Raw genomic sequence first — 24,353 nt, forward strand, 5'->3', positions numbered from 1 at the left:
CTGCAAAGCGACAGTAACGGGCTGGAACAATTACTTCAGTACAGCCAGGGCCGCTTCGTAGTTTGGTTCTTCGGCGATCTCCCCAACCAGTTCGCTGTGCAGCACTTTGTCGTTTTCATCCAGAACCACCACGGCGCGGGCGGTCAGGCCCTTGAGGGCGCCATCGGCAATCGATACACCGTAGTCAACGGCAAAGTCGGCGCTGCGGAAATCCGACAGGCTCTTCACGTTTTCCAGGCCTTCGGCACCGCAGAAGCGAGCCTGGGCGAATGGCAGGTCGGAGGAGATGCACAGTACAACGGTGTTGTTCAGGTCGTTGGCCTGGGCGTTGAACTTGCGCACCGAAGTCGCGCAGGTCGGGGTGTCAACGCTTGGGAAGATGTTCAGTACTTTGCGCTTGCCGGCGAAAGTCGCCAGGGTGACGTCCGACAGATCGCCTGCGGTCAGGGAAAAGTCGAGGGCCTGGGTGCCAACTTGCGGCAACTCGCCTTCAACCTGGACCGGGTTGCCTTTGAGGGTGACTTGAGCCATGAACGGAATCCTTATGCTGGGTTAGATGAAACGAATTCGAGAGGCAGAAGTTAACCACAAAGTGCGATTGACACCTATGGCCGAACACAAAATGTCATGACTGCGCCCGGGCCGGGCGGCTGTGGTTTAATTGCGCCGCTTTTGCCCTGCCCTTGAAGGAATTCATCGTTGAACAATCAGCCTGCCACCCGCGTCCTGGTCATTGGTTATGTCTGGCCGGAGCCCCGTTCCTCAGCTGCGGGCGGGCATATGATGCAGATCCTCGAGAGTTTTCTTGCTCAAGGCTGGGAAATAACCTTCAGTAGCCCGGCGGCCATCGGCGAGCACAAGGCCGACCTTGCCGCCCTGGGCATCCGCGAATGCGCCATCGAGCTCAATAACAGCAGTTTCGACGAATTTATCCGGGAACTCGCCCCGGATATCGTGCTGTTCGACCGTTTCATGATGGAGGAGCAGTTCGGCTGGCGGGTCGAGAAGCACTGCCCGGAGGCCTTGCGCGTACTGGAAACTGCAGATTTGCAGAGCCTGCGCGATGCCCGCCATCAGCGCCTCAAGGACCATCTCAAGAGCCAGCCTGACGCAGATGATTTCAGCCCGCTGTTCGCTCCCGCCCTGGATGAGGAATTCCAGTTGATGGCGCCAACCGACCTGGCCAAGCGCGAAATCGCAGCGATCTACCGCTGTGATATCAGCCTGATGATTTCCGACGTCGAGATCCAACTGCTCACCGAGCATTTCAAGGTGCCCCGCGCCCTGCTCCACTGGTGCCCGTTGATGATCGAGCAGCCCAGCGAAGCATTTGTGCCGTTTGAAGACCGTGCGCACTTCCTGAGTATCGGTAACTTCCGCCACGCCCCCAACTGGGATGCCGTGCTGTGGATGAAGAACAGTCTCTGGCCCCTGATCCGCCAGCAACTGCCGGGCGCCCAGTTGCATATCTACGGCGCCTATACTCCGCCCAAGGCCACCGCGCTGCATAACCCGGCCCAGGGCTTTCATGTGATGAACTGGGCCGAAGACGCACTGCAAGTCATGTCAGCCGCACGCATCTGCCTGGCCCCGTTGCGCTTCGGCGCCGGGATCAAGGGCAAGCTGGCGGACGGCATGCTCTGCGGTACACCCAGCATCACCACCCCCATCGGTGCCGAAGGCATGGCCGACGGGCAGCCTTGGCCCGGAGCGATCGCCCACAGCGCCAGCGCCCTGGCCGCCGCTGCCGTGGCACTGTACACCGACCCGCAAGCCTGGACCGCGGCCCAAGCCGCTGGCCGCGAACTGCTGGCCCGGCGCTATGCCCCGCAACTGCACGGCCCGGCGCTGGTCGAGCGCCTGCAACATTGCCGTGGCGAACTGGCGCAACATCGACGCAACAACTTCACCGGCAGCATGTTGCGCCACCATCTGCATAAAAGTACCCAGTACATGGCCCAGTGGATCGAGGCAAAAAACCGCTCGCTCTAAATGCTGGCGAGGGGCTGCGCAACGGGGCATTATCGGTTGCGCAACCACAATAAAAGCGACGCCAGCATGACTCGAGCCGCGCGAATCACCGACCCCTCCTATGAATTGATGGACGACCACAATGGCCTGTCCATCATCTATCGCCAGCATGGTTTCCCCTGCCCGCTGGTGCGCTGGCATTTCCATAAGGAATACGAGCTGCACCTGATTATTGCCAGCTCCGGCAAAGTGTTTATCGGCGACTACATCGGCAATTTCTATCCCGAAAGCCTGTTCCTCACCGGCCCCAACCTGCCCCACAACTGGATCAGCCAGGTGGCCGAGGATGAGGTGGTGCCCAAGCGCGACATGCTGGTGAATTTTACCGACGAGTTGTTTGATAGCGCCGTCCCGGTCTTCAGTGAGCTCAAGGCCCTGGCGCCGTTGCTGGAACGGGCCAAGTACGGCATCGAGTTTCGCTGCAAGCACACCATCGCCCAGGCCATGACGCTGATGCAGCAGATCGAAGAGGCACGCGGCGTGGCGCGGCTCGGGCACTTTTTGATCCTGATGGAGGTGTTGAGCGCCTGCGAGGATTACCAGTTACTGTCCGGGGTGACCACCCCGCAGTTGGCCGATGAGCACAGCATCGACCGCACCAACCGCGCGGTGGACTATATCTTCGCCCATTACGGCCGGGAGTTGCCCCTGGAAGAAGTAGCCGACCACCTGGGCATGAAGCCGACGTACTTTTCCAGGGTGTTCAAGCAGGCGACCGGGCGCACCTTCATCGAGTTCGTCAATCGGCTGCGCATCAGTAAATCCTGCGAACTGCTGGCCGATGGTGACAAGGCCGTCACCGACGTGTGCTTTGAATCGGGGTTCAACAATATCTCCAACTTCAACCGGCGCTTTCAGCAGCTCAAAGGCATGACCCCCTCCCATTATCGGCGCCTGGCGATGCAGCGCTTGACCGAACAGAACCTGGCCTGAGCCCGGTGCCGGTAAAAGGCCGCGCACATCAGTGCAAAAAAGTATCAGTGCAAGTGCGCTCAAGGATTTGTCACCGCGCCTTTAGAAGGCTGTAATCAACGCACACTCTTCCTGCAGCCATGGAAGACACAACAACAATAACTGTCCTTCTGCAGCCCCTGGGCGCAGAAACGGAGTGCGCGATGAACTTCCCTGCAAAAGCACTGCTTGCCTGTACCTGCATGACCCTCAGCGCCGTCAGCCTGGGCGCACAGACCCTGACCATTGCCACCGTCAACAACAGCGACATGATCCGCATGCAAAAGCTGTCGAAAACCTTCGAGGCCGAGCATCCGCAGATCAAGTTGAACTGGGTGGTACTGGAAGAAAACGTCCTGCGTCAACGCCTGACCACCGATATCGCCACCCAGGGCGGGCAGTTCGATGTGCTGACCATCGGCATGTACGAAGCCGCACTCTGGGGCGCCAAGGGCTGGCTGGAACCGATGAAGGATCTGCCGGCGTCCTACGACCTGGACGATGTGTTCCCTTCCGTGCGCGACGGCCTTTCCGTCAAGGGCACGCTGTACGCCCTGCCGTTCTATGCAGAAAGCTCCATTACTTACTACCGCACCGACCTGTTCAAGCAGGCCGGGTTGACCATGCCTGAGCATCCAACCTGGGTGCAGATTGGCGAGTTTGCCGAAAAACTCACCGACAAGAGCAAGGAACAATACGGCCTGTGCCTGCGTGGCAAGGCCGGCTGGGGCGAGAACATGGCGCTGATCGGCACCCTGGCCAACGGTTATGGCGCACGCTGGTTCGATGAAAAGTGGCAACCGCAATTCAACGGGCCCGAGTGGAAGGATGCACTGAACTTCTACGTCGACAACATGAAAAAATCCGGCCCGCCGGGTGCGTCCAGCAATGGTTTCAATGAAAACCTGGCGCTGTTCAACAGCGGCAAGTGCGCGATCTGGGTGGATGCCAGCGTCGCCGGCTCGTTTGTTACCGACAAGACCCAGAGCAAGGTCGCCGATCACGTCGGCTTCACCTTTGCCCCTCAGCAGGTCACCGACAAGGGCACCTCGTGGCTGTATTCCTGGTCCCTGGCGATCCCGACCAGCTCCAAGGCCAAGGACGCAGCCAAGGTCTTCAGTGCCTGGGCCACCTCCAAGGAGTACGGCGCGCTGGTGGCCAAGACCGATGGTATCGCCAACGTGCCGCCAGGTACCCGCGCCTCGACCTACAGCGAGGAATATATGCAGGCCGCACCTTTTGCCAAGGTGACGCTGGAGTCGTTGAAGGTTGCGGACCCGACCAAACCGACTCTCAAGCCGGTGCCGTATATCGGTATCCAGTTGGTGACCATTCCTGAGTTCCAGGCGATTGGCACCCAGGTGGGCAAGTTCTTTTCCGGCGCCCTGACCGGCCAGCAGACGGTGGACCAGGCCCTGGCTGCCGCGCAAACCACCACCGAGCGGGAAATGAAGCGCGCCGGCTATCCCAAATAACCCAGCCTCCCCCCGTAAATGTAGGAGCTGGCTTGCCTGCGATAGCGGTGTATCAGTCACCAAATATGTCGGCTGAACCACCGTTATCGCGAGCAAGCCCGCTCCCACCCTGACCGCGCTCCGACTCTCGCTCTGCAAACTGGTTTTGATCCTATGAATGTGCAAACCGCTGCTGCGGATAAACCGCGTAAAAACCGCCTGCTCAACCCCGGCTGGTTCCTCGTCAGCCCCTCGGTAGCCCTGTTGCTGCTGTGGATGATCGTGCCCCTGGGCATGACCCTGTACTTTTCGCTGATCCGCTACAACCTGCTTTACCCCGGCGAAAACCAATTCGTGGGCCTGGAGAACTTCACCTACTTCATCACCGATTCCGGCTTCCTGCCCGGCGCCACCAACACCCTATTGCTGGTGGGCAGCGTGCTGTTGATCAGCGTGGTGCTGGGCGTGTTGATCAGTGCCTTGCTGGAGGCCAGCGAGTTTTTCGGTCGTGGGTTGGTGCGGGTGTTGTTGATCTCGCCGTTCTTCATCATGCCCACGGTGGGTGCACTGATCTGGAAGAACCTGATTTTCCACCCGGTGTCCGGCGTGCTGGCGGCGGTGTGGAAGCTGTTTGGCGCGCAGCCGGTGGATTGGCTGGCGCACTACCCGCTGCTGTCGATCATCATCATTGTGTCCTGGCAATGGCTGCCCTTCGCCATCCTGATCCTGATGACCGCCATGCAGTCCCTGGACCAGGAACAGAAAGAAGCTGCGCGCCTGGACGGAGCCGGCCCGATTGCGATCTTCTGGCACCTGACCCTGCCGCACCTGGCCCGGCCTATCGCCGTGGTGGTAATGATCGAGACGATTTTCCTGCTCTCGGTGTTCGCCGAAATCTTCACCACCACCAACGGCGGCCCCGGCTACGCCTCGACCAACCTCGCCTACCTGATCTACAACCAGGCGCTGGTGCAGTTCGACGTGGGCATGGCTTCGGCCGGCGGCTTGATTGCCGTGGTCATTGCCAACATCGCGGCGATCATCCTGGTACGGATGCTCGGCAAAAACCTGACTGACAAGCCTTGAGGGCCGCGCCATGACGCTTCAACAATCCCGCCGCCTGCAAAGCCTGTTGCTCGGCACCCTGGCCTGGGCCATCGCGATCGTGATCTTCTTCCCGATCTTCTGGATGGTGCTCACCAGTTTCAAGACCGAAATCGACGCGTTTGCCACGCCGCCGCAGTTCATTTTCACGCCAACCCTTGAGAACTACCTGCACATCAACGAGCGCAGCAATTACGTAAGCTTCGCCTGGAACTCAGTGGTGATTTCCTTCAGCGCCACCGCCTTGTGCCTGCTGATTGCGGTGCCGGCGGCCTACTCCATGGCGTTCTACGAAACCCAGCGCACCAAGGGCACGCTGCTGTGGATGCTGTCGACCAAGATGCTGCCACCCGTGGGTGTGCTGATGCCCATCTACCTGCTGGCCAAGAGCATGGGCCTGCTGGATACGCGCATTGCGCTGATCATCATCTACACCCTGATCAACCTGCCGATTGTAGTGTGGATGGTTTACACCTACTTCAAGGACATTCCCAAGGACATCCTCGAAGCCGCGCGCCTGGATGGCGCCACCCTGTGGCAGGAAATGGTGCGGGTGCTGCTGCCCATCGCCAAGGGCGGCCTGGCTTCCACGGTGTTGCTGTCGCTGATCCTGTGCTGGAACGAAGCGTTCTGGTCGCTGAACCTGACCTCGTCGAATGCCGCGCCCCTGACCGCGTTGATCGCCTCCTACTCCAGCCCCGAAGGTTTGTTCTGGGCCAAATTGTCCGCCGTCTCGACCCTGGCCTGCGCGCCGATCCTGATCTTCGGTTGGATCAGCCAGAAGCAACTGGTGCGCGGCCTGTCCTTTGGCGCCGTGAAATAACGACCCTTATAAAAAATGGAGGCCCATCATGGCCAACCTGAAAATCAAGAATCTGCAAAAAGGCTTCGAAGGCTTCTCCATCATCAAGGGCATCGACCTGGAAGTGAACGACAAGGAATTCGTGGTCTTTGTCGGGCCTTCGGGCTGTGGCAAGTCCACCCTGCTGCGCCTGATTGCCGGCCTTGAGGAAGTCACCGAAGGCACCATCGAACTCGATGGCCGCGACATCACCGAAGTGACCCCGGCCAAGCGCGACCTGGCCATGGTGTTCCAGACCTATGCCCTGTACCCGCATATGAGCGTGCGCAAGAACATGTCGTTTGCCCTGGATCTGGCGGGCGTGGACAAGAAGATCGTCGACAGCAAAGTCAGTGAAGCTGCACGCATCCTGGAGCTGGGCCCGCTGCTGGAGCGCAAGCCCAAGCAGTTGTCTGGCGGCCAGCGTCAGCGGGTGGCCATCGGCCGGGCGATTGTGCGCAACCCGAAGATCTTCCTGTTCGACGAGCCGCTGTCCAACCTCGACGCCGCCCTGCGCGTGCAAATGCGCCTGGAACTGGCGCGCCTGCACAAAGAACTGCAAGCCACCATGATCTACGTGACCCACGATCAGGTCGAGGCCATGACCCTGGCCGACAAGGTGGTGGTGCTTAACAGTGGGCGCATCGAGCAGGTGGGCTCCCCCCTGGAGCTGTATCACCAGCCGGCCAACCTGTTTGTCGCGGGTTTTCTGGGGACGCCGAAAATGGGCTTTCTCAAGGGCCAGGTTACGCGGGTCGAAGGCCAGGGCTGCGATGTGCAACTGGACGCTGGCACCCTGATCAGCCTGCCATTGAGCAGCGCCAGCTTGAGCGTGGGCAGCGCCGTGACCCTGGGCATCCGCCCCGAGCACCTGGAACTGGCCGCGCCGGGCGATACCAGCCTCACCGTCACCGCCGACGTGGGCGAGCGCCTGGGCAGCGACACGTTCTGCCATGTGCTCACCGCCAGTGGCGAGCCGCTGACCATGCGGATCCGTGGCGATATGGCCAGCCAGTATGGCGAGACGCTGCAATTGCACCTGGACCCGGCGCACTGCCATCTATTCGACGCCGACGGCGTGGCGGTGGCCCGTCCACTGCGCGCTGCCGCCTGATTTCGCGAGAATTTTGATGAAACTCAATCAACACAATCTCACCCAGTTGGCGCCCGAAGTGCGCCTGCCCGCCTATGCCATTGCCGACACACGCCAAGGCATCGCCCATATCGGCGTCGGCGGTTTCCACCGCGCACACCAGGCGTATTACACCGACGCCCTGATGAACACCGGTGTCGGCCTGGACTGGAGCATCTGCGGCATCGGCCTGCGCGCCGAAGACCGCCAGGCGCGGGATGACCTGGCCGGCCAGGACTATCTGTTCACCTTGTATGAGCTGGGCGACACCGACGACACCCAAGTGCGGGTGATCGGCGCCATCAGCGATATGCTCCTGGCACAGGACGGCGCCCAGGCCTTGATCGACAAACTGGCCAGCCCTGAAATACGCATCGTGTCGCTGACCATCACCGAGGGCGGCTACTGCATCGACGACAGCAACGGTGAGTTCATGGCCCACTTGCCGCAGATCCAGCATGACCTGGCCCACCCTGCGGCGCCGCAGACCGTATTCGGTTTTATCTGCGCGGCCCTGAGCCAGCGCCGTGCTGCAGGCATTCGGGCCTTTACCGTGATGTCCTGCGATAACCTGCCGCACAACGGCGCCGTGACCCGCAAGGCGTTGCTGGCGTTCGCCGCGTTGCGCGATGCCGAACTGCATGACTGGATCCAGGCCAACGTGAGTTTCCCCAACGCCATGGTCGACCGCATCACGCCCATGACCAGTACCGCCCACCGCCTGCAACTGCATGATGAACACGGCATCGATGATGCCTGGCCGGTGGTGTGCGAACCTTTTGTGCAATGGGTACTGGAAGACAAGTTCGTCAACGGCCGGCCAGCCTGGGAGCAGGTGGGTGTGCAGTTCACCGACGACGTCACGCCCTATGAAGAAATGAAGATCGGCCTGCTCAACGGCAGCCACCTGGCCCTGACCTACCTGGGGTTTCTCAAGGGTTACCGGTTTGTCCACGAAACCATGAACGACCCGCTGTTTGTCGCGTATATGCGCGCCTATATGGACCTGGACGTGACCCCCAACCTGGCGCCGGTGCCGGGCATCGATCTGGACCAGTACAAGCAGACCTTGGTGGAGCGCTTCTCCAATCAGGCGATTGCCGATCAACTGGAGCGGGTCTGTTCCGACGGTTCGTCGAAGTTTCCCAAGTTCACGGTACCGACCATCAACCGCCTGATTGCCGAGGGTCGCGACACCGAGCGAGCAGCGCTGGTGGTGGCGGCCTGGGCCTTGTACCTGCGAGGTGTGGACGAGAACGGCGTGCGCTACCGCATCCCCGACCCGCGCGCGGACTTCTGCCGGGCACTGGTGGTGGATGACGCTTGCGTCAGTCAGCGGCTGTTGGGTGTGGAAGAGATTTTTGGCCCGGCGATTCCCAACTCACCTGAGTTTGTGGCAGCGTTTGAGCGGTGTTTTGCCAGTTTGCGTGACAAAGGTGTCGCAGAGACGCTGAAGCACCTGCTCGCCAACCTTCACTGACACAACTTGAGCAAAATAATGTGGGAGCGGGCTTGCTCGCGAAAGCAGTGGGTCAGTTGATAAATGTTTGGCTGATACGCCGCTTTCGCGAGCAAGCCCGCTCCCACATTTTGACCGCGTTCCATTGAGCGATAACTATGACCCGGCAATCTCTGTTCCTCGGCATCGACTGCGGTACCCAAGGCACCAAGGCCATCGTCCTCGACGCCGCCAGCGGCAAGGTGCTGGGCCTGGGCGCGGCTGCCCACACACTGATCAGCGGCGCCAATGGCCGGCGCGAGCAGCACACTCAGGAGTGGCTGGACGCCTTTACCGAAGCCACCCACCGCGCCCTGCAACAAGCCGGCGTGGATGGCCAGGACATCCTCGGCATCGGGGTTTCCGGCCAGCAACACGGCCTGGTGCTGCTCGACGAGCACGGCCAGGTACTGCGCCCGGCCAAGCTGTGGTGTGACACCGAAACCAGCTCCGAAAACGCCCGTTTACTCGAGCACCTGGGCGGTGAAAGCGGCTCCCTGGAGCGGCTGGGCGTCGCGATTGCCCCGGGCTATACCGTGTCCAAGCTGCTATGGACCCTGGAACAACACCCGGATGTTTTCGCACGCATCGCCCATGTGCTGCTGCCCCACGATTACCTCAACTATTGGCTCACTGGCCGCGCCTGCGCCGAGTATGGCGACGCCTCGGGCACCGGCTATTTCAATGTGCGCACCCGCCAATGGGACCTTGCGTTGCTGCGGCACATCGATGCCAGCGGGCGCCTGGAGGCGGCTTTGCCCGCGTTGATCGAGGCCAACCAGCCCGTGGGCAACATTCTGCCGGCCATCGCCGAACGCCTGGGGATCAACCCCGGGGCCATGGTATCCAGTGGTGGCGGCGACAATATGATGGGCGCGATTGGCACCGGCAACATCGTGCCAGGGGTGTTTACCATGAGCCTTGGTTCGTCGGGCACCGTGTATGCGTTTGCCGATCAACCGACGGTGAGCGCCGAAGCTGCGGTGGCGACGTTCTGTTCTTCCAGCGGTGGCTGGCTGCCGCTGATCTGCACCATGAACCTGACCAATGCCACCGGGGTCATCCGCGAATTGTTCGAGCTCGACCTGGTAGCGTTCAACGCCCTGGTGGCCCAGGCCCCGATTGGCGCCGAGGGCGTCAGCATGCTGCCGTTCCTCAATGGCGAGCGCGTGCCCGCCCTGCCCCACGCCACCGGCAGCCTGCATGGCCTGACCATGACCAACCTGACCCGTGGCAATCTATGCCGCGCAGTGGTCGAAGGCACCACCTTCGGCTTGCGCCAAGGCTTGGACCTGTTGCGCCAGACCGGCCTGCAAAGCCACAGTATCCGCCTGACCGGCGGCGGCTCGAAAAGCCCGGTGTGGCGGCAGATGGTCGCCGATATCATGGACACCGAAGTGGTGTGTACCGAACAAAGCGAAGCGGCGGCCCTGGGCGCGGCGATCCAGGCCGCATGGTGCCAGTCTGGCGAAAGCCTGCAGGCGCTGTGTGCACGCTGCGTCAGCGTCGACCCGGCCAGCCGCACCCAGCCTGTCGCCGCCAGCGTCAGGGCTTATCAGCAGGCCTATGAACGTTATCAACAGCATGTGGCAACCCTTTAAGAGCGAATAACTATGTATCTGGTGTGTGGCGAAGCGCTGTTTGATTTTTTCAGCCAGGAGGATGCCAGCGCGCAGGCGTCCCAAGTCAATTTCAAGGCAATTGCCGGCGGTTCGCCGTTTAACGTCGCCGTGGGCCTGCGCCGCCTGGGGATCGAGGCCGGGTTGTTCGCCGGGCTGTCCAGCGATTACCTGGGCCAGCGCCTGCGCCAAGTCCTCAAGGATGAAGGCGTGCACGACGACTATTTGGTGGAGTTTGCCGCGCCGACCACCCTGGCGATGGTAGCCCTGGGGGCCAACGGTTCACCGCAGTACAGCTTTCGCGGCGCAGGCTGTGCCGATCGGGAGTTGCAGATCGAACATCTGCCGGTGCTCGATGGGCGCGTACGCGGTCTGCATTTCGGTTCGTTTTCCCTGGTGGTGCAGCCGGTCGCTGACAGCCTGTTGGCCCTGATCCGCCGGGAAAGCGGCAAGCGCCTGATCAGCCTCGATCCGAATGTGCGCCTGAACCCCGAGCCGGATATCGAACTGTGGCGCCGGCGCGTGGCTGAACTGGTGCACTATGCCGACCTGATCAAGGTCAGCGATGAAGACTTGCACCTGCTCTACCCCGGCCAGGCGCCGGAAAGCGTGTTGCAGGGTTGGCTACAGCACCGCTGCCAGTTGATTTTCCTGACCCGTGGCGGCGATGGCGCGAGCGTGTTCAGCCGCCAGCACGGTAACTGGTCGGCCCCGGCGGTCAAGGTGGTGATGGCCGATACGGTGGGCGCTGGCGACACCTTCCAGGCGGCCTTGATCGCCTGGCTCACCGAACAGCAGCTGGATTCGGTGGAAGGTGTGCAGGGCCTGGGCCGCGAGCAGATTGACGGCATGCTCAAGTTCGCCATCCGTGCCGCCGCGCTGACCTGTGGCAAGACCGGGCCAGACCTGCCCTATCGCCACCAATTAAACGAATGAACCCCATGCGGTTTCACTTCGCCGTCACTCGCACGCCCCGGGCCACCCAGGCGCCGACGATGCCGCCAGCCAGCGGGGCCAGCCAGAACAACCAGAGCTGCATCAGGTAATCGGTGCCGGCAAACAGCGCCGTTCCGGTACTGCGCGCCGGGTTGACCGAGGTGTTGGTGACGGGAATCGATACCAGGTGGATCAGGGTTAGCGTCAGGCCCACGGCAATTGGCGCAAACCCTGGCGCGGCGCCGGGTGTGGTGACCCGCATGACGATAAACACCAGGAAGAACGTCCCCACGCTCTCTACCACCAGTGCGGCCAACAGGCTGTACTGGCCCGGACTCAACGCGCCGTAGCCATTGGCTGCGAACTCACCGAGCTCAAAGCCTGGCCGGCCGCTGGCGATCAGCGCGAGAATCGCCGCCGCGACGGTCGCCCCGGCGACCTGGGCGATGATATAGGGCAACACATCCAGCCCCGGCATTCGTCCTCCCACCCACAGGCCGACTGTAATAGCCGGGTTGAAATGCGCGCCACTGATGCTGCCCACCGCGTAGGACATGGTCAGCACACTCAAGCCAAACGCCAGGGCTACCCCGGCAAAGCCAATGCCCAGGCCGGGAAATGCGGCCGACAGAATGGCGCTGCCACAGCCGCCGAAGGTCAACCAGAAAGTGCCGAGAAACTCTGCTGCGATTTTTTGTTGCACGCCCTACCTCAGCCACTGGCGACAGATGTCGCCGGACAGTAGCAGCGCAAGCGGGCGGCGCCGTATCGGATTTGTCTGAGGCTTGCCACACGCCCCCATCCCCCACGCGCAGCGCACTGGTTTCAGGGTTTATCGTCGGTTGCCTGGGGTTGGCGGGGCTGGGGATCGGCGAATGGCTCAATGGCCATGCCGGCCCAGGGATTTTGCTGGCCGTGGGCACAGAGTTGGCGTTGGGCCTGGGGTTTATCCAGGCCCGCAATCCTGCCGTACGCTGATCAGTACAGTCTCGCCCCCGCTCTGCGCGGAGCCGGGGCATGGGCATGGGCATGCTTGAGGTCTTCACGCAACTCGGTGATCAAGTTGCAGATCGCTCGGCTGCTGTTGAGTTCGTGGGCCTGGATGCCGGTGAAGGTGACATCCGTACCGTCGTCATCGTAGATTTTGATGGTCAACGACGCATCCTGAGCCTTGATGCATTCACAACGCCTGGGCAGGAAGCTGCCTTCAATAAGGCCGCGTAATTCCAATTCAGAAAGCATGGCTGAACCTCTCCTTTTTTGAGACCGCCAATGAATTTTTATCGATACCGACAGTCTGACCGCCGCGTCAGGACGGTTGACTTCACGCTTGCCAACCCTGGCAGGCGCTTTAACTGCAAAGCCTACTCCTTGTGTCTGTAGGTGTAGGATCCTTTCCTCATAAGCACCAGCAACCCTTATATAAGTTGCTGCTGGTTTGCACGGCCGGACGTTGGCGTGCATCGTGGCAGCCGCTGTTTTATTGCCCCCTAAGATAAGGAAGTCCCATGACCTCTTCTGCTCTCACCCTCCTTTCGGTACTGGCCATGAGCGTGCTGGCCGCCCAGGCCAATGCCGCCAAACTTGAAGATATCGCGCCCTACCCCAAGGCCGACGCCGGGCATGTTCGCCAGGTCATCCACTTACCGGCAAAGCCCCAGGAACAGGACTTCAAGGTCGAAATCCTCGCCGGCAAAACCTTGCTGGTGGACTGCAACCAGCAGCGCCTGGGCGGTGTGCTGGAAGAGAAAAACCTCGAAGGCTGGGGCTATCCGTTTTACCGCCTGGAGAAGGTCAGCGGCCCCATGAGCACGATGATGGCCTGCCCCGATGGCAAGACCCGCGAGGACTTTGTGCCGGTGGTCGGCGACGGTTTTGTGCTGCGTTACAACAGCAAGTTGCCCATCGTTGTATATGTTCCAAAAGATGTCGAAGTGCGTTACCGCATCTGGTCGACATCGACCACGGTCGAGAAGGCTAGCGAGCAGTAACGCGCAGATCGGTAAATAGGCCTTCTGTGGCGAGCGGGCTTGCCCCGCGCTGGGCTGCGCAGCAGCCCCAACAAGCCGAATGCGCTGTTTCAGATCCTCCGTAGCGCCTGGTTTGGGGCTGCTCTGCAGCCCAGCGCGGGGCAAGCCCGCTCGCCACAAGGGGGGCGTCAGGCTTGTGCCGCCACCCGCTCTGCCACGTGGCGCAAACTATCGAAGTTGATATTGGCCCCGGAGTTGATCGCCACCAGCGTCTGCCCCTGGGCCCCGGTGCGTTGCACATAGCGGCGGATTCCGGCAACCGCCAGGGCGCCTGAAGGCTCGGTGATGGAGCGGGTATCGTCGTAGATCAGCTTGATCGCGCTGCACAGTTCATCGTTGCTGACGGTGATGACTTCATCGACATGCTGGCGGCAGATTTCAAAGCCGTAGGCGCCGATCTGGGCCACGGCGGTGCCGTCGGCAAAACTGTCCACGCTGGGCAATATCACCCGCTCGCCGGCACGCAAGGCCGCCAGCAGGCAACTGGAGCCTTCGGGCTCCACGCCAATGACCCGCACCTCGGGGCGCAGATACTTGATGTAGGCCGCGATGCCAGCGATCAACCCGCCACCGCCCACCGGCACGAAGATCGCGTCCAGTGCGCCTTGTTGCTGGCGCAGGATTTCCATGGCGACGGTGCCCTGTCCGGCGATGACGTCTGGATCATCAAAGGGCGACACAAAAGTGCCCCCCGACTGTTCGGCCAACTGCAACGCATGGGCCAGAGCGAGCGGAAAACTGGCGCCGTGCAGCACCGCGTCGGCGCCCCGTGAGCGCACGCCCAGCACTTTCAATTCGGGGGTGGTACTGGGCATCACAATAGTCGCCTTGATCCCCAGTTCACGCGCCGCCAGGGCCACGCCCTGGGCATGGTTGCCGGCAGAGGCAGTGACTACCCCGCAGCTTTTTTGCCCATCGGTAAGCTGCACCAGTTTGTTGTAGGCGCCGCGGATCTTGAAGGAAAACGTCGGCTGCAGGTCTTCGCGCTTGAGCAGGATCTGATTGCCGAGCAACGCCGATAGCGCCGGGGCCGGCTGCAACGGCGTGCGCACCGCCAGGTCGTAGACCGGCGCGGCGAGGATTTTCTTCACGTAATGCTCAAGCAAGCCATCGTCGAGCGTGGACTGCGGCAGTGGGCTACTCATGGGTGTCTCCTGGCGTTTGACAGAGCCCTGGAGACGGAAAAACAAAACCCGCCTCTAGGGCGGGTTTGGGTACAGCCGAACGCTATCCCGCCATATGAGGAATGGCGGTAATAATGCTTGGCTGGGAACGATAGGTTTGAAATGTCATGCAACGAAACTAACCGGCAGCCTATTACAAGTCAACTGCGGGGTTTACTTGCGATATACGAAACATATACGCTTTGTATATCCACCCTACACAGTGAAGCTCATGGGCATCGTCAAGATTACCGACCATTTGCACGAACAAGTCCGCTTGGCCAGCGCCACCATGGACCGCTCCATCAACGCCCAGGCAGAGTTCTGGATCAAGATCGGCCTGTTGGCCGAGCTCAACCCGCACCTGGCCTACAACGACCTGATCAACAAACTGTTGCTCGACAAACCCGACCTGATCCGGGGGCGCAGCTGATGATCAAGACCCCTGCACAGATTGCCGTGATGCGCGAAGCCGGGCGCCTGCTGGGCCAGGTATTCAGCATGCTCGACAGCCGAGTCGGCGCCGGCCAGAGCACCCTGGAACTGGATGCGGCGGTCGAGGCGTTTATCCGCAATGACCTGCAAGCACGCCCCGCCAGCCTTGGGCAGTACGACTATCCGTTCAGCATCAACACCTCGATCAACGAAGTGGTGTGCCATGGCATGCCCAGTGCCAAGGATGTGTTGAAGGACGGCGACATCGTCAATATCGACATCACCCTGGAAAAAGGCGGGTTTATCGCCGACTCCAGCAAGATGTACATGATCGGCACCGTCGCACCCAAGGCCCGGCGCCTGGTGGAGCAGACCTTCGAGGCGATGTGGGCCGGTATCCGCCAAGTCAGGCCCGGCGCCCGCCTGGGGGATATCGGTCATGCGATCCAGAGCCACGCCCAAGCCAATGGCTACAGCGTGGTGCGCGAGTATTGCGGCCACGGAATCGGCCGGGAGATGCACGAAGAACCGCAAATCCTGCATTTCGGCCGACCGGGCACCGGCTTGACCCTGCGCGAAGGCATGGTGTTCACCATCGAACCGATGCTCAACCAGGGCAGCGCCAAGGTGCGCAGCCTCAAGGATGGCTGGACCGTGGTGACTCGCGACAACAGCCTTTCAGCCCAGTGGGAACACACGGTGGCCGTCACCGCTGATGGTTTTGAAGTGCTGACCCTGCAGGCGAACGCCTAAACCCCCAGCACTGGCGCCAATGCGGGGCCCTGTCACCCCGCTTTGCCGCCGCCCCTGGCAATCCGCCGCAGCCCCAGCAGCATTCCCAGCGCGTGCTCATCAACGGTGTTGCGTTCGCGAAGTCACTCACGCTCATCGCTGTCAGTGATTGTTGAACAGCAGGATCTCGGGATTTTCGCGCTCGGTGCGGCGCAACGCGCCTCCCTGAGTTCGAAGCAGGTCACCAGACCTGGCCCTGGCGCTTGAGCTCCAGGCGGCGTACGAACTCTTCCAGCACCAGGGAGTACAGATCGTCCTGCAAGTAGGCGTCTTCAATTCCGGCATCCATATTCGGGTTGTCGTTGACCTCAATCACCACCACCTTGTCGCCGGACTGCTTCAAGTCCACGCCGTACAACCCATCGCCAATCAGGTTGGCGGTCTTGACGGCCAGTTCCACCACGGCCTTGGGGGCCTCGTGCACCGCCAGGGTCCGGCACTCGCCATTGACGTCCTGACCGATGGCCTTGTGGTTGTAGATCTGCCAATGACCCTTGGACATAAAGTACTGGCAGGCAAAGATCGGCTTGCGGTTGAGTACGCCAATGCGCCAGTCGTACTCGGTATAGAAAAATTCCTGGGCCAGCAGCAACACCGAATGTTCGAACAGCTCGGCCGTGGCGGCCAGCAACGCCTCCTGGCTTTCCACCTTGATCACTCCCCGGGAAAAACAGCCGTCGGGGATTTTCAGCACCAGGGGGAAGCCCAGTCGCTCGCCAACCCGTTCGAAGTCTTCCGGTCGCTCCTTGTACAGAATCTCGGTGGCGGGCATGCCCAACTGATGGCTCTTGAGCATATCCGTGAGGTAAACCTTATTGGTGCAGCGCAGGATCGACGCCGGGTCGTCCATCACCACCAGCCCTTCACTCTCGGCTTTCTTGGCGAAACGATAGGTGTGGTTGTCGACACTGGTGGTCTCGCGGATCAACAACGCATCGTATTCAGCCAGCCGCGCGTAGTCCTTGCGTTCGATCAGCTCCACATCGATGCCCAGGCCCTTGCCCACCCGCACGAAATTTTCCAGGGCCTTGGCATTGGACGGTGGCAACTGCTCCTGGGGATCATGCAGGATCGCCAGGTCATAACGGGCCAGGCGCCGGGAGCGCGGTTGACGCCAGACCCTGCGGCTGAAGTTATCCAAGGCATGGGCGAATTGATCTTCCTGGTCATCACGCAACTTATGTAACACCCCGGACTTGATACCTTCGATATGCCAGCCGTTATTCTTGCGAAACTCAACTAATAAAATCGGACACGGAAAAGCTTCAAACAACTGGCGGGCCAGATCCTGCAACGGCTCAATATTGGTTCGACCAAAATAAAGTGTCAGGGTAAAACCTTCAGTATTACTGTAGAGGTGATGACTCAATGCTTTATCGAGGGTTTTATCCAGGTCATCCAGGGCCAGGCCATACAAGGATTTTTTCGTCAGTTCGCTGATGGTGCGCACCGATGGAATTACCTTGTGCCCCCGCGCCTCGGCCAACAGCGAGCAGTAGTAACCATGCCCCAGGTACTTGTAACTGCGGCACAGATTGATCACCTGCACCCGTTTGCCGGCCTCGTTCTGCCGGGGGTGCTCGAGGTATTCCTGGGCTGTGACAATATCTTCACTGGGGAAGTACGAGGCCCAGTCTTCCTTGCGTTCAACAATAATTACCACTTGGCTTGCACTCTTGGGCGGAGTGGAAAAATATCCGCCGGAGGTGATTGTCGCCGCGACAATTTGCTCGGATACTTCTCGCCAATGACTGTGTACCGCTGACATATTGATTGATCCGCTAGAGAACTTGACCTTTTCTATTAAGCACGATCTTTCAGAGAAGTCTCGTTTAGTTACGCAACTTTTACGGCGGTTATATGACTCTTTCTTTTCGCGTTGCAACCCTCGATGACTTGCCAGCATTGGTAGCCTTGGAACAGCACTGCTTCACCACAGACCGGCTGTCTTCGCGCAGTTTCCAGTGGATGATCAGCCGTGCCCACGCGCAGTTACTGGTGGCCGAAAACGCCGGACAATTGCTGGGCTATGCGCTGGTGCTGTTCCATCGCGGCACCTCGTTGGCGCGTCTGTATTCCCTGGCTATTGCCGCGCCTGCCCGGGGCATGGGCCTGGGCAAGCAATTGCTGGCGCGCATCGAAGCCTGCGCGGTGGCGCACGATTGTGCGTACCTGCGCCTTGAGGTGCGCACTGACAACCCAGGTGCCATCGCGCTGTATGAACGCAGTGGCTACCGACGCTTTGCCTTGATCAATGACTATTACGCCGACCATACCGACGCCCTGCGCCTGGAGAAACGCATCCTCCAGCACGCGGACGCCCGTGCCTTGAGCGTTCCTTACTACCAGCAGACCACCGATTTCACCTGCGGCGCCGCCTGCCTGCTAATGGCCATGGGCGCGCTGTTACCTGGGCGAGAGTTTCTGCGCCGGGAGGAATTGCAGATCTGGCGTGAGGCAACCACCGTGTTCATGACCGCCGGCCACGGCGGCTGCAGCCCCCAGGGCCTGGCCCTGGCCGCCTGGCGCCGGGGTTTTCGCGTGCGCATGCAGGTCAACATCCGTGGGCCGCTGTTTCTCGATGGGGTGCGCGACCCGCATAAAAAAGAGGTCATGCGCCTGGTGCATGAGGGGTTCGAAGAGGAGTTGATCAACAGTGATGTACAACAGGTGTTTGGCGGCGCGCTGGACCTGGCCCAGGTCCTGGAGGACGGTGGCCAGCCGCTGGTGCTGATCAGCAGCTACCGGCTGACACGATCCAAGTCACCGCACTGGGTGATCGTGACCGACTGCGATAAGGAGTTTGTCTACCTGCATGATCCCGACGTGGATCATAGCCAGCATCGCCAGCCCATGGACTGCCAGCATTTGCCGGTCAGCCACGGGGAGTTCGAGCGGATGTGCCGCTTTGGTAACAACCAGCTACGGGCGGCGGTGGTGTTATACCGGTAACGCCTCCGGCCTGGCGCTGCCGGTCGCGGCGGCCTTGGCTTCCAACTCGCGCACCAGGGGCAATACGCGCTGGCCGAAATACTCCACCTCCTCCTGGAAGTGCAGAAAGCCCGCCAGCACCAGGTCCACGCCCACGGCCTTGAGCGCAACAATACGCTCGGCAATCTGGCGGGGCGTGCCGATCAGGTTGGTCTTGAAGCCGTCGTTGTACTGCACCAAATCGGCGAAGCTGGACTTGGCCCAGTTGCCCTCGCCTTCGGGCGATGCCTTGCCTGCTTGTTTGGCGGCGTCACCAAAGGCGTTGACCGCTTCCGGGTCGGCCTTGTCGATGATCTCGGCCAATACTGCCTGGGCTTCTTGCTCGGTGTCGCGGGCGATCACAAACGCATTGACCCCAACTTTGACCGAATGGTTATTGGCCGCCGCCTTGGCGCGGATATCGTCGACCTGGGCCTTGATCCCCTCTGGTGTGTTGCCATTGGTGAAATACCAATCCGAGACCCGCGCCGCCATATCCCGGGCCGCGCGGGAGCTGCCGCCCTGGAAAATCTCCGGGTGCGGTTGGCCCAGTGGCTTGGGCTTGAGGCTGTAATTGTTGAAGCGGTAGAAATCGCCCTTGAAGGTGAAATCGTCCTGGGTCCAGATACCTTTCAAGGCGCGGATGAACTCTTCAGAGCGGCGATAGCGCTCGTCGTGCTCCAGCCAGTGCTCGCCAATGGCTTGGAACTCGCCCTTGAACCAGCCGCTGACGATATTCACCGCCACCCGGCCATGGGTCAGTTGGTCGATGGTCGCCAGTTGCTTGGCCGCCAGTGCCGGCTGCCAGGGCCCCGGCAGGATCGCCGCGATGACCTTGAGTTTGCTGGTGGCGGCGAGCAACGCGTGACTGAACGCTACGGACTCGTGCTGGTACTCGGCACCGTAGCCTGCGGTGAAGCGGATTTGCGTCAAGGCGTACTCAAACCCCGCCTCCTCCGCCAGTTGGGCCAATTTGCGGTTGTAGTCGATGCCCCAGTCGGTGCGTTGTTCGACCTTGCTCACCACCAGGCCACCACTGACATTGGGCACCCAATAGGCGAATTTCACGGCTTGCTGAGTCATCGTTCGGTACCTCGCACACAGGGATGGTGCAGGGTCTGGAGCAGCAACCGTGCCAGCGTGGGCAAAGCCCCGTGGCAGGCGCCTGCGACCGCTCCGAACCCGGACCTGCGAATGTTGCCCGGGCGGATGGTTTGTTGAATCACTGTTGCTGGCACAACACCCACCCGTAGGAGCCGGCTTGCCGGCGATTGCGGTGTGTCAGGTCAACCGCCATCGCCGGCAAGCCGGCTCCTACAGGTGAAGGTGTGTTGCAACAGTCGCCGTAACAATCGGTTGTAGGTAAGCTAGCGGACTTTCGCGCAGCTCTTTCTGCGCCTCGCCGAAAATAAGTCGCCTCCATGCCTTTTGAACTCAGCGTTGACCTCACCACCCTGGCCATTCTCGCCGTGGTTGCCTTTATCGCCGGTTTTATCGATGCCATTGCCGGCGGCGGCGGTTTGCTCACCACCCCGGCCTTGCTCACTGCCGGCATGCCGCCCCATCTGGTGTTGGGCACCAACAAACTGAGTTCGACCTTCGGTTCGGCCACGGCCAGTTTTACCTTCTACCGGCGCAAGCTGTTCCACCCGCGCCAGTGGGTGCATGCCATCGTCGGCACGCTGGTGGGCGCGCTGGTCGGGGCCGTCGTCGCCCATTACCTGCCCGCCGAATGGCTGAACAAGATGCTGCCGGTGATTGTCTTCGCCTGTGGCATCTATCTGCTGTTTGGCGGCACACCCAAGGCGCCGCTGGACGCAGATGCGCCGATCAAGAAGAAATGGCAGTCGACCCAGGGTTTTGGCCTGGGGTTCTATGATGGCGTGGCCGGCCCGGGCACCGGCGCGTTCTGGACCGTCAGCACCCTGCTGATGTACCCCGTCGACCTGGTCAAGGCCAGCGGCGTGGCGCGCAGCATGAACTTCGTCAGTAACGCTGCGGCGCTGTCGGTGTTTATCTTCAATGGCTCGGTAGACTGGATTGTCGGCCTGAGCATGGGCCTGTCGGTGATGGTGGGCGCGTTCTTTGGCGCCCGCAGTGCCATCAGCGGTGGCGCCAAATTCATTCGCCCGGTGTTTATCACCGTGGTCCTCGGCCTGACTGTGCGCCTAGCCTGGCAGCACTGGTTCAGCGTGGCCTAAGCGGCGCGCCACATACAGGTCGATCAGGTAGCGGGCAATCGAGCGCGACGCCGGCAGCGGTGGCAACTGGTGGATGTTGAACCACTGCGCATCCTCGATCTCGTCGGCCTGGGGCACGATCTCGCCCCCGGCATACTCGGCGTGGAAGCCCAGCATCATGGAGTGGGGAAACGGCCAGCACTGGCTGCCCACGTACTGAATGTTCTGCACCTCGACCTGCACTTCCTCGCGCACTTCGCGGATCAGGCAGTCTTCGGCAGACTCCCCCGGCTCGGCAAACCCGGCCAGGGTGCTGTAGACCCCGGTGACGAAACGCGGTGAACGGGCCAGCAGAATCTCATCGCCACGGGTGATCAGCACAATCATGCTCGGTGAGATGCGCGGGTAACTGCGCAGGTCGCAGGCCTGACAGAACATCGCGCGCTCCCGGGGCACCTGCACCATCGCCTGGCCACAACTGCCGCAGAACCGGTGCTCGCGGGCCCAGGTGCCGATTTGCGCGGCATAGCCCAGGACTTTGTACAAACGGTGATCGCCCTGCAGCATAAAGGCCCGCAAACCTTGCCAGCGGCAACCTGGCACATCGCCAGGGCTGTTCAGTTCCAGCAGATACACAGGCTCACCGTCCAGGTGGCCAATACCATGCTCGGCCAACACCGACAGGTCCTGGCGCTTGAGCCACTCCCTGGGAAACAGCGGCCCGTTGTCATCGAGTAAAAAACCTTCGCGACTACGGGCCACGGCCCAGCCGCCAGGGGCGTCGTTGTCCAGCAGCGTTGTGGTAATCCAGCCTGGGGTCATGTTCAGTCAATCCACGAATTCGGGTTTCTGCTTACTCATATGGGCCGCAATGGCCACGCGCAGGTCGTTGGATTGCAACATAGCAGCGTTCCAGGTGGCAACGTATTCCAGGCCATCGTTGATGCTGTGGTCACGCATGTAGCTGATCATGGCTTTGGTGCCGGTCACGGCAATCGGTGATTTGGCGGCGATTTGCGCAGCCAGCTCCATCACTCCGGCCAGCAGGCTTTGGTGATCGGCAAAGGTGCGGTTGACCAGGCCGATGCTGCGCGCCTCTTCGGCGCCAAAGGTGCGACCGGTGTAGGCCAACTCCCGCAACATGCCGTCGCCGATGATGCGCGGCAAGCGTTGCAGGGTGCCGACGTCGGCGGCCATGCCGATGTCGATTTCCTTGATCGAGAACTGCGCGTCGTCAGCGGCGTAGCGCATGTCACAGGCGCTGATCAGGTCGATTGCGCCGCCGATGCAGTAGCCCTGGATCGCCGCCAGCACCGGTTTGCGGCAGTTGTCGACGGCATTGAACGAGGCCTGCAGTTGCAGGATCTTGCGCCGCAGCAAGCGCGCATTGCGCCCCACATCCTTGCCAAACTCATTGGCCACCGAGGCCAGCATCATCAGGTCGATGCCCGAGGAAAAATGTTTGCCGGCACCACTCAACACCACCGCGCGCACGGCGTCGGTGTCGTCGATCCATTGGAAAATCTCGATGATCTCGCTCCAGAACGCCGCATTCATGGCATTGATTTTTTCTGGGCGATTGATCTGCACATGGGCGACGTTGCCGTGGAGTTCGACGACAAAGGCTTGGTATTCGGACATGGCAGTGATCCTTGGCTGACGGCTGATAAGGGCCGAACTATAGCAAGGGTGCATCAGGGGCGGTAAGGCAGCGCATGTGCCAAAAGCAGGACTGGAGCAAATGGGCGCAGTGGGCATTCGTGGCGAGGGGGCTTGTCCCCCGTTGGGCTGCGCAGCAGCCCCAAAACCAGCCAACTCTATTTGTCTGAAAAAACTCGGCGAGCTTGAGGGACTGGGGCTGCTACGCAGCCCAACGGGGGACAAGCCCCCTCGCCACAACAAGCCCTCTGGCCACACTGCTCAGGTAGGCAGCCAAAGCCGTAGGCGCGCGCCGCCCAAGGGCGAGGCTTGTGCGGTGAGTGTGCCGCCCTGCGCCTCGACGGCCCGGCGGCTGATCGCCAGGCCCAGGCCGAAACCTCCGGTGGCGCGGTCGCGGCTTCGGTCCAGGCGGTAGAAAGGCTCGAAAATCCGCGCGCGCTGTTCTTCGGGGATGCCAATGCCGTCGTCATCCACCCAGATTTCGCAGCCCTTGGCGCAGACCTTGACGCCAATCTGGATCCGCCGTTCGCAATAACGCATGGCATTGCGCAGCAGGTTTTGCAGCGCGCGAGCGGTAAGGCGCGGGTCGAGGGTAAAACGCTCCATGGCGCAGTCCAGCACCACATCAATCACGATCTCGGGGTTCTCCAGTTCCTCGTCGATGCTGCCCAGGATGCTGTCGATAAACTCATCCAACACCACGTCCACCCGCTCGGGCAGTTGCGCCGGGTTTTGCAGGCGGCTGTAGGACAGCAGTTCCAGCACCAGCTCATCCAGTTCGCGGATGTGCGCCACCAGGCCTTGCAGGCGTTCGCGGCTGGCGGCCGGCTGGTCCTCGGACAGCGCCAGGGCCAGGCCGAAGTCCAGGCGGGTCAACGGGGTGCGCAGTTCGTGGGAGACGGCGTTGAGCAAGTCGCGCTGCTGATTGAGCAGGTGTTCGATGTCGTTGGCCATGGTGTCGAACACCGCCGCCAGGCTGCCGATGTTGGAGCTGGGGGGGATGTGCGTGCGCTCTTCCAGATGGCCGCGGCCCAGTTGCGCGGCGGTGGTCTTGAGGCGTTCCAGGTCGCGCCAATGCGGGCGCAGCCATATCAACAACCCGCCCAGCAACGCCGCGCCGATCAGCACGTTCATGCTCCAGTACAGCAGGTTCATGTCCAGCGGGTCGGGCGGGATGGTCAGTTTGACCGCCAACTGCTCATTGAGCGGCGAGCTGATTTCTTCCATCCAGCCCCACTCCCCCAGGCGGATCACCGGTTTGCCCTGCTCCAGCAACCGCTCCTCATCTGGTGTATAGCGGGCGTCCTGGCGATGCATCAATTGCACCTTCAATGGCGCGAAGTCCCGCGACAACTGCTCGGTGACCTCGGACCAGCGCTCCACCGGCCGGCTGTGGTACTGGCGCACGATCAGGCTTTGCAAGCCCCGGGATTGCTCGATGTTGTAGTTCATGTAGCGCTTGTGGAAGACCTCGATGATGCCCATGGGGATCAGGTAGATCGCCGCGCTGTAGGTCACGATGGTCAGCAGGTAGAGACGGATCAGGACGCGGAACATG

Annotated in this window: 23 protein-coding genes and 1 pseudogene; 15 read left to right on the forward strand and 9 right to left on the reverse strand. The window is 61.2% G+C overall.

Annotation, left to right across the window (positions count from 1 at the left end):
• Positions 1-30 precede the first annotated feature (30 nt).
• Complete coding sequence (tpx, locus tag C5F71_RS26625; RefSeq protein ID WP_104912417.1) at positions 31-531, reverse strand: thiol peroxidase; 501 nt, start codon at positions 529-531, stop codon at positions 31-33.
• A gap of 168 nt (positions 532-699) precedes the next feature.
• Between tpx and C5F71_RS26630 the strand changes: the two genes are divergently transcribed.
• From C5F71_RS26630 to C5F71_RS26670, 9 genes are all read left to right on the forward strand, one after another.
• Positions 700-1,992, forward strand: a complete 1,293-nt coding sequence (locus C5F71_RS26630; protein WP_104912418.1) for a glycosyltransferase — start codon at positions 700-702, stop codon at positions 1,990-1,992.
• Positions 1,993-2,058: 66 nt separating this feature from the next.
• Positions 2,059-2,964: an AraC family transcriptional regulator gene (locus C5F71_RS26635; protein WP_104912675.1), complete on the forward strand. Its 906-nt coding sequence runs from the start codon at positions 2,059-2,061 to the stop codon at positions 2,962-2,964.
• 182 nt (positions 2,965-3,146) lie between these two features.
• Complete coding sequence (locus C5F71_RS26640; RefSeq protein ID WP_029291573.1) at positions 3,147-4,457, forward strand: sugar ABC transporter substrate-binding protein; 1,311 nt, start codon at positions 3,147-3,149, stop codon at positions 4,455-4,457.
• A gap of 153 nt (positions 4,458-4,610) precedes the next feature.
• A complete protein-coding gene (locus C5F71_RS26645) occupies positions 4,611-5,522 on the forward strand; it encodes a carbohydrate ABC transporter permease (RefSeq protein WP_029291571.1) in 912 nt (303 codons plus the stop codon).
• A 10-nt stretch (positions 5,523-5,532) separates the two neighbouring features.
• A complete protein-coding gene (locus tag C5F71_RS26650) occupies positions 5,533-6,363 on the forward strand; it encodes a carbohydrate ABC transporter permease (protein ID WP_029291568.1) in 831 nt (276 codons plus the stop codon).
• A 28-nt stretch (positions 6,364-6,391) separates the two neighbouring features.
• Positions 6,392-7,495, forward strand: a complete 1,104-nt coding sequence (locus C5F71_RS26655) for an ABC transporter ATP-binding protein (RefSeq protein WP_104912419.1) — start codon at positions 6,392-6,394, stop codon at positions 7,493-7,495.
• Between the two features lie 16 nt (positions 7,496-7,511).
• Complete coding sequence (locus tag C5F71_RS26660) at positions 7,512-8,993, forward strand: mannitol dehydrogenase family protein (RefSeq protein WP_092236819.1); 1,482 nt, start codon at positions 7,512-7,514, stop codon at positions 8,991-8,993.
• A 137-nt stretch (positions 8,994-9,130) separates the two neighbouring features.
• Positions 9,131-10,612, forward strand: coding sequence for a xylulokinase (xylB, locus tag C5F71_RS26665; protein ID WP_104912420.1), 1,482 nt, complete (start codon positions 9,131-9,133; stop codon positions 10,610-10,612).
• A 12-nt stretch (positions 10,613-10,624) separates the two neighbouring features.
• The gene (locus C5F71_RS26670) at positions 10,625-11,566 is read left to right on the forward strand and encodes a carbohydrate kinase (RefSeq protein ID WP_104912421.1); all 942 of its coding nucleotides are present in this window, start codon (positions 10,625-10,627) and stop codon (positions 11,564-11,566) included.
• Between the two features lie 13 nt (positions 11,567-11,579).
• On the opposite strand, the gene aqpZ is transcribed toward C5F71_RS26670, so the two are convergent.
• Entirely contained in the window at positions 11,580-12,269 is a 690-nt protein-coding gene (gene aqpZ, locus C5F71_RS26675) for an aquaporin Z (RefSeq protein WP_029291556.1), read from the reverse strand.
• Between the two features lie 92 nt (positions 12,270-12,361).
• Between aqpZ and C5F71_RS26680 the strand changes: the two are divergent.
• Positions 12,362-12,544, forward strand: a pseudogene (locus C5F71_RS26680) (hypothetical protein); the annotation flags it as partial.
• Here C5F71_RS26680 and C5F71_RS26685 read toward each other — a convergent pair.
• Positions 12,545-12,808: a DUF1652 domain-containing protein gene (locus tag C5F71_RS26685; RefSeq protein WP_104912422.1), complete on the reverse strand. Its 264-nt coding sequence runs from the start codon at positions 12,806-12,808 to the stop codon at positions 12,545-12,547. It abuts the pseudogene before it with no gap.
• 266 nt (positions 12,809-13,074) lie between these two features.
• Between C5F71_RS26685 and eco the strand changes: the two genes are divergently transcribed.
• On the forward strand, positions 13,075-13,557 hold the full coding sequence (eco, locus tag C5F71_RS26690) for a serine protease inhibitor ecotin (protein WP_104912423.1): 483 nt from the start codon (positions 13,075-13,077) through the stop codon (positions 13,555-13,557).
• A gap of 167 nt (positions 13,558-13,724) precedes the next feature.
• Here eco and ilvA read toward each other — a convergent pair whose 3' ends face one another.
• The gene (gene ilvA / locus C5F71_RS26695; protein WP_104912424.1) at positions 13,725-14,741 is read right to left on the reverse strand and encodes a threonine ammonia-lyase, biosynthetic; all 1,017 of its coding nucleotides are present in this window, start codon (positions 14,739-14,741) and stop codon (positions 13,725-13,727) included.
• A 250-nt stretch (positions 14,742-14,991) separates the two neighbouring features.
• Between ilvA and C5F71_RS26700 the strand changes: the two genes are divergently transcribed.
• Positions 14,992-15,192 carry a ParD-like family protein gene (locus C5F71_RS26700; protein WP_029291544.1) on the forward strand — a complete coding sequence of 67 codons (201 nt, stop codon included), beginning with the start codon at positions 14,992-14,994 and terminating at the stop codon, positions 15,190-15,192.
• Positions 15,192-15,947 carry a type I methionyl aminopeptidase gene (gene map, locus C5F71_RS26705; protein WP_104912425.1) on the forward strand — a complete coding sequence of 252 codons (756 nt, stop codon included), beginning with the start codon at positions 15,192-15,194 and terminating at the stop codon, positions 15,945-15,947. Before C5F71_RS26700 ends, map begins: the two co-directional genes overlap by 1 nt.
• 220 nt (positions 15,948-16,167) lie before the next feature.
• Here the strand turns inward: map and C5F71_RS26710 are convergent, their stop codons facing one another.
• Entirely contained in the window at positions 16,168-17,754 is a 1,587-nt protein-coding gene (locus tag C5F71_RS26710) for a RimK family protein (protein ID WP_092236837.1), read from the reverse strand.
• Positions 17,755-17,846: 92 nt separating this feature from the next.
• On the opposite strand from C5F71_RS26710, the gene C5F71_RS26715 reads away from it, so the two are divergent.
• Positions 17,847-18,938 carry a GNAT family N-acetyltransferase/peptidase C39 family protein gene (locus tag C5F71_RS26715; RefSeq protein ID WP_104912426.1) on the forward strand — a complete coding sequence of 364 codons (1,092 nt, stop codon included), beginning with the start codon at positions 17,847-17,849 and terminating at the stop codon, positions 18,936-18,938.
• Here the strand turns inward: C5F71_RS26715 and sfnG are convergent.
• Entirely contained in the window at positions 18,927-20,039 is a 1,113-nt protein-coding gene (gene sfnG / locus C5F71_RS26720; RefSeq protein ID WP_092236843.1) for a dimethylsulfone monooxygenase SfnG, read from the reverse strand. The genes C5F71_RS26715 and sfnG overlap by 12 nt on opposite strands.
• 338 nt (positions 20,040-20,377) lie before the next feature.
• Between sfnG and C5F71_RS26725 the strand changes: the two genes are divergently transcribed.
• Entirely contained in the window at positions 20,378-21,157 is a 780-nt protein-coding gene (locus C5F71_RS26725; RefSeq protein WP_029291538.1) for a TSUP family transporter, read from the forward strand.
• On the opposite strand, the gene nudC is transcribed toward C5F71_RS26725, so the two are convergent.
• From nudC to C5F71_RS26740, 3 genes are all read right to left on the reverse strand, one after another.
• Positions 21,125-21,958, reverse strand: coding sequence for an NAD(+) diphosphatase (nudC, locus tag C5F71_RS26730; RefSeq protein WP_104912427.1), 834 nt, complete (start codon positions 21,956-21,958; stop codon positions 21,125-21,127). The genes C5F71_RS26725 and nudC overlap by 33 nt on opposite strands.
• A gap of 6 nt (positions 21,959-21,964) precedes the next feature.
• Positions 21,965-22,777 (reverse strand): crotonase/enoyl-CoA hydratase family protein, encoded by an 813-nt coding sequence (locus C5F71_RS26735; protein WP_029291534.1) that lies wholly within the window; start codon positions 22,775-22,777, stop codon positions 21,965-21,967.
• Between the two features lie 279 nt (positions 22,778-23,056).
• Positions 23,057-24,352 (reverse strand): ATP-binding protein, encoded by a 1,296-nt coding sequence (locus C5F71_RS26740; RefSeq protein ID WP_104912428.1) that lies wholly within the window; start codon positions 24,350-24,352, stop codon positions 23,057-23,059.
• Between the last annotated feature and the right edge of the window lies 1 nt (position 24,353).

Origin of the sequence: Pseudomonas sp. LG1D9 (assembly GCF_002949995.1) — a bacterium.
GTDB lineage: Bacteria > Pseudomonadota > Gammaproteobacteria > Pseudomonadales > Pseudomonadaceae > Aquipseudomonas > Aquipseudomonas proteolytica.

Excerpts from the sequence above, each read along its gene's own strand:
- tpx (WP_104912417.1), bottom strand. The coding sequence starts at position 531 with ATGGCTCAAGTCACCCTCAAAGGCAACCCGGTCCAGGTTGAAGGCGAG.
- C5F71_RS26635 (WP_104912675.1), top strand. The coding sequence starts at position 2,059 with ATGACTCGAGCCGCGCGAATCACCGACCCCTCCTATGAATTGATGGAC.
- C5F71_RS26640 (WP_029291573.1), top strand. The coding sequence starts at position 3,147 with ATGAACTTCCCTGCAAAAGCACTGCTTGCCTGTACCTGCATGACCCTC.
- C5F71_RS26645 (WP_029291571.1), top strand. The coding sequence starts at position 4,611 with ATGAATGTGCAAACCGCTGCTGCGGATAAACCGCGTAAAAACCGCCTG.
- C5F71_RS26650 (WP_029291568.1), top strand. The coding sequence starts at position 5,533 with ATGACGCTTCAACAATCCCGCCGCCTGCAAAGCCTGTTGCTCGGCACC.
- C5F71_RS26655 (WP_104912419.1), top strand. The coding sequence starts at position 6,392 with ATGGCCAACCTGAAAATCAAGAATCTGCAAAAAGGCTTCGAAGGCTTC.
- C5F71_RS26660 (WP_092236819.1), top strand. The coding sequence starts at position 7,512 with ATGAAACTCAATCAACACAATCTCACCCAGTTGGCGCCCGAAGTGCGC.
- xylB (WP_104912420.1), top strand. The coding sequence starts at position 9,131 with ATGACCCGGCAATCTCTGTTCCTCGGCATCGACTGCGGTACCCAAGGC.
- C5F71_RS26670 (WP_104912421.1), top strand. The coding sequence starts at position 10,625 with ATGTATCTGGTGTGTGGCGAAGCGCTGTTTGATTTTTTCAGCCAGGAG.
- C5F71_RS26685 (WP_104912422.1), bottom strand. The coding sequence starts at position 12,808 with ATGCTTTCTGAATTGGAATTACGCGGCCTTATTGAAGGCAGCTTCCTG.
- eco (WP_104912423.1), top strand. The coding sequence starts at position 13,075 with ATGACCTCTTCTGCTCTCACCCTCCTTTCGGTACTGGCCATGAGCGTG.
- ilvA (WP_104912424.1), bottom strand. The coding sequence starts at position 14,741 with ATGAGTAGCCCACTGCCGCAGTCCACGCTCGACGATGGCTTGCTTGAG.
- C5F71_RS26700 (WP_029291544.1), top strand. The coding sequence starts at position 14,992 with ATGGGCATCGTCAAGATTACCGACCATTTGCACGAACAAGTCCGCTTG.
- map (WP_104912425.1), top strand. The coding sequence starts at position 15,192 with ATGATCAAGACCCCTGCACAGATTGCCGTGATGCGCGAAGCCGGGCGC.
- C5F71_RS26710 (WP_092236837.1), bottom strand. The coding sequence starts at position 17,754 with ATGTCAGCGGTACACAGTCATTGGCGAGAAGTATCCGAGCAAATTGTC.
- C5F71_RS26715 (WP_104912426.1), top strand. The coding sequence starts at position 17,847 with ATGACTCTTTCTTTTCGCGTTGCAACCCTCGATGACTTGCCAGCATTG.
- sfnG (WP_092236843.1), bottom strand. The coding sequence starts at position 20,039 with ATGACTCAGCAAGCCGTGAAATTCGCCTATTGGGTGCCCAATGTCAGT.
- C5F71_RS26725 (WP_029291538.1), top strand. The coding sequence starts at position 20,378 with ATGCCTTTTGAACTCAGCGTTGACCTCACCACCCTGGCCATTCTCGCC.
- nudC (WP_104912427.1), bottom strand. The coding sequence starts at position 21,958 with ATGACCCCAGGCTGGATTACCACAACGCTGCTGGACAACGACGCCCCT.
- C5F71_RS26735 (WP_029291534.1), bottom strand. The coding sequence starts at position 22,777 with ATGTCCGAATACCAAGCCTTTGTCGTCGAACTCCACGGCAACGTCGCC.
- C5F71_RS26740 (WP_104912428.1), bottom strand. The coding sequence starts at position 24,352 with ATGTTCCGCGTCCTGATCCGTCTCTACCTGCTGACCATCGTGACCTAC.